At 67.0% G+C, this 3,009-nt stretch carries 2 protein-coding genes, 1 tRNA gene and 1 pseudogene; 2 read left to right on the top strand and 2 right to left on the bottom strand.

All coding sequences use genetic code 11. The annotated features are described in order from the left end of the window. On the top strand, positions 1 to 785 hold a 785-nt coding region (locus tag AB0N06_RS38545; RefSeq protein ID WP_366139327.1), incomplete at its 5' end, for a serine hydrolase domain-containing protein. A gap of 505 nt (positions 786 to 1,290) precedes the next feature. Here the strand turns inward: AB0N06_RS38545 and AB0N06_RS38550 are convergent. Next, positions 1,291 to 1,626, bottom strand: coding sequence for a hypothetical protein (locus AB0N06_RS38550; protein ID WP_366139328.1), 336 nt, complete (start codon positions 1,624 to 1,626; stop codon positions 1,291 to 1,293). 346 nt (positions 1,627 to 1,972) lie between these two features. On the opposite strand from AB0N06_RS38550, the gene AB0N06_RS38555 reads away from it, so the two are divergent. Further along, positions 1,973 to 2,045 (top strand) — tRNA-Arg (locus AB0N06_RS38555). A gap of 71 nt (positions 2,046 to 2,116) precedes the next feature. Here AB0N06_RS38555 and AB0N06_RS38560 read toward each other — a convergent pair. Beyond that, positions 2,117 to 2,914 (bottom strand): annotated as a pseudogene (locus tag AB0N06_RS38560) (site-specific integrase); the annotation flags it as partial. Positions 2,915 to 3,009: the final 95 nt, after the last annotated feature.

Here is a 3,009-nt window from a genome sequence, read left to right on the forward strand (position 1 = left end):
CCTACCTGCCCGGCCTGCTGCGCGGTGAGGGGATCGACGGACGCCACATCACCATCCGCCAACTCCTCCAGCACACCAGCGGCCTGCCCGAATACATGGAGTCCCCCATCTTCGCGGACTTCCCCGCCGTCCGGTACCGGTACTTCGAGCCGCGCGACCTGCTTGACGGCGCCCTGAAGCAGGAGGCCCACTTCTCCCCGGGCGCGAAGTGGGAGTACAACAACACGAACTACCTGGTCGCGGGCCTGATCATCCAGAAGGTCACCGGCCGCCCCATAGGCGAGGAGATCAACCGGCGCATCATCGACCGCATCGGACTGCGCCACACCTACTTCCCCACCCCCGGAGAGACGACCATCCACGAGCCCCACCCCAAGGGCTACGAACGGGAAGCGGCCGACGGACCTCTGATCGACTACACCACCATGGACATGTCCATGGCATGGGCTGCCGGTGCTCTGGTTTCCACCAACAGCGACCTCAACCGCTTCTACACCGCCCTCCTCGACGGCAAACTCCTGCCCCCGGCCCAGCTCGCCCAGATGCGCACCACCGTCCCCGCAGAGGCACGCGGCCCCGGCGTCCGCTACGGACTGGGCCTGACCAGCACGCCGCTGTCATGCGGCGGCGTCTACTGGGGCCACGGCGGAACCGCCCTGGGATACCGGACACGAGGAGGCGTCACAGAGGACGGACGTGCCGCCGGCATCGCGGTAACCACCGCCCCGACGGGTGCAGCCTCCCAGCGGGTGGAGGCCGCCGTCGACACGGCGCTGTGCCGCTGACCCAGGCAGAGACAGACGGGAAGACGACCCGCAGGGTCGTCGGCGCGTTCCGGCGGCCCCGGCCCCGTTCCGTGGAAATGCGCAGGTGCTGACCAGCACGCAGGGCGGACGCCGGCACGCCAGATGTACGCCTCCCTCGGACCTGGCGGGGAGCCCCGGGTGATCGAGCCGCGCCGCTCTATCCGCGCCCGGATCACAAGCCCCGGCAGCAGCGACCGGACCACGGCCCACTCCGCGCCCGGCATGTCCGAGGGATACCGCCGAACACGCTCCGGGCGATCGGCCGCATTCCCGAACCGGTGAGCGACACAATCACACGCCGGAGCAGCCGAGTTGAACTCCACCGGCACGAGCACGTACAACCGCGGCAACAGGGTCTCCTGGATCGGTCGGCTTCGCAACCCCGAGCCGCCAAGAGGCCCTGCCTTCATGCCCGCAGCCGACGGCAGCCACCCAATCGAGACTCCCGTTCTAGACACACCCCTCAAGATCGGAACGACAACAGCTACTCAAAGCGTTCAGTCACGGAAAGCAGGCCGGCAAGTGGCTTGCCGACAACCACGCGTTTCTTCGTCGACACCACCGATGACAGCAAGTCCGACAGTGTTGGCTGCATGACGACGGCGTCTGGGTATCGCTGCAGGACGAGGACAGGGTGTTCGTTGAACCCCTGCATGTTCTCGACGGCTTCCGGGCCGACCATGGGGGGCTGGGCAAGAAGCGCCCCCGGCTCCTCGCCGTCATCGTCGGCTTCGGCGGACTGGGCGTCCAGGAAGCAGCCAGCAAGCCGTCGCGGCATCCCGTTCGCGCCCATACTCCCGTTCGGCGCATGGCGGGACACGGTCGCGCACCGCACTCACCGCCCCTCGACAGCAACCGACAGAACGCCCAGAACGGATAGATCGCCAGCGCCGATCACGCATCCTTTCCCTTCCGGCCACCCGCACGCCAAAGAATCAGCAGGTCAGAAGCCTGCCGGGGGCGCCCCGCCCAACCAACCCGATACAGGGCCTCCCCATCAACCCGCATCCGCTAGGCTGTCCCTGGTTGGCCACTGGTACGCCGCATCGCCCGTCCAGGCAAGAATACGGAAGGTGCCACACCTCGTCTGACCAGTGGGCTTGTACACCTAGCGGAAGATCCACTCTCTGGGTTTTCTTCAAGGATTCCTACAAGCCCCCGCCTTCGCCTTCGTAGCTCAGGGGATAGAGCACCGCTCTCCTAAAGCGGGTGTCGCAGGTTCGAATCCTGCCGGGGGCACAAGCGAAAAGGCCACCTAGGAACGTTCCTAGGTGGCCTTTGACATCTACTTCTGACATCAACGCGGGCGATCACCCACGATCGGGGCGCCTCTGCCTGAGCAACCGGTCGATGTGGCTCATGGCCTCCCGTTGCGTGTCCTGGACGACGTGGGTGTAGACGTCCATGGTGATGCTGATCTGAGAGTGCCCAAGGATCTCCATTACGACGCGGGGCGCGACTCCGGCCGCCGTGAGGAGAGTGGCGGTGCCGTGTCGGGCGTCGTGCAACCGGATCACGCAAAGGCCAGCGGTCTCGGCGACACGGGTGAAGGAGCGGTAGACGTTCCGCGGCTCGACCTGGCGGCCGGTGCGGGTGGTGAAGACGTAGCCGGACTCCTGCCACCGCTCCCCCGCCTTGGCACGAGCAGCTGCCTGCCGCATCCGGTGCCAGCGCAGGGGCGCGATGCAGAGGGCGGGCAGCGGGACGACCCGGCGACGGCGGCTCTTGGGATCGTCGTCGTAGAGGACGCCCCGGCGACGCTGCGTCTGCTGGCGGACGTAGAGGACGCGGTTGTCGAGGTCAAGGTCCGACCAGCGCAGGCCAACGATCTCACCCCGGCGGAGCCCCATGGCGATGGCGAGCACGAACGCCGCGTACAACGGGTCCTTACGGGAGGCTGCGAGGAAGTCCAGCGTTTCGTCGAGAGTCCAGGGCTTCAGTTCGCGGTTGTCGGTGCGGGGTGGCTCGACCAGCTTGGCGACGTTGCGCGTGATCAGTTCCTCACGGCAGGCAGAGGACAGCGCCGACCGCAGCACGCGGTGCGATTCCTTGGCGGTCGCCGCAGTCGTCTCCTTCTCCAGGCGGACAAGGAAGCGCCGCACGTCGGCGTGAGGTTCCCCCGAGATGCGGACGGATGTGACGGCTGGTCAGATGGATCTCATGAGAGGACCTGTGACCATGGCTGCCCCGAGGAAATACCCGC

Origin of the sequence: Streptomyces sp. NPDC051020 (assembly GCF_040683105.1) — a bacterium.
Classification (GTDB): Bacteria; Actinomycetota; Actinomycetes; order Streptomycetales; family Streptomycetaceae; genus Streptomyces.